The sequence below is a fragment of the Sutterella massiliensis genome (genome assembly GCF_016899755.1).
Classification (GTDB): domain Bacteria; phylum Pseudomonadota; class Gammaproteobacteria; order Burkholderiales; family Burkholderiaceae_F; genus Sutterella; species Sutterella massiliensis.
This window is the reverse complement of record NZ_JACJJC010000159.1, coordinates 1-778: the sequence shown is the minus strand read 5'-3', so window position 1 is coordinate 778 and position 778 is coordinate 1. Positions and strand designations below refer to the sequence as shown.

The 778-nt window shown below is 57.7% G+C and carries 1 protein-coding gene; it reads left to right on the top strand.

Features of this window, described 5'->3' with window-relative positions:
* Positions 1-778: TraG/VirB4 family ATPase (locus H6A60_RS14560; protein ID WP_205104904.1), on the top strand; the 778-nt coding region annotated here is incomplete at both ends.

The following is a 778-nucleotide window of genomic DNA, read 5'->3' as shown; positions in this document are numbered from 1 at the left end:
AGATGTGTATAAGAGACAGAAGCTCATCTGGGACGAAAAGAGGCAGGACATGACGGTCGACGACATTCGCCGCGCATGTCTTGCCAACGACGACCGTCGTGTGCAGGACATCGGTGCGCAGCTCTACGCCTTTTCGTCCGATGGGGCGTACGGGCGCTTCTTTGTCGGCCGAAACAACGCACGCTTCGTCAATCCCTTCACGGTGCTCGAACTCGATGAACTTCAGGGCCGCAAGCATCTGCGTCAGGTCGTTCTTCTGCAGCTCATCTTCCAGATTCAGCGCGAAATCTATCTCGGCGAGCGCGGCCGCAAGAAGCTTGTTGTGATCGACGAAGCGTGGGATCTGCTTCGCGAGGGCGAAGTGTCCGTCTTTATGGAGCACGCTTATCGCAAGTTCCGCAAGTACGGCGCATCCGCCATCATCGCCACGCAGTCGATCGACGACCTGTACGACAACGCGGTCGGCAAAGCCATTGCCGCCAACTCGGCCAACATGTTCCTGCTCGGCCAGAAGAACGAAACGATCGAACTCGTTAAGGAGAAAAAGCAGCTCGTTCTGTCGTCCGCGGGCTTCAACCTTCTGCGTTCCGTGCACACCGAAGCGGGCGTCTATTCCGGAATCTTTCTCTACAGCGAAACCGGACAGGGGGTGGGGCGACTCATCGTGTCCGATTTTCAGAAGCTCCTTTATTCGACCGACCCGGCCGACGTCCAGGCGATCAAGGACAAACAGGCGGCCGGTCTGTCTGTCGAGGAGGCCATTTATGCGGTGATGCGC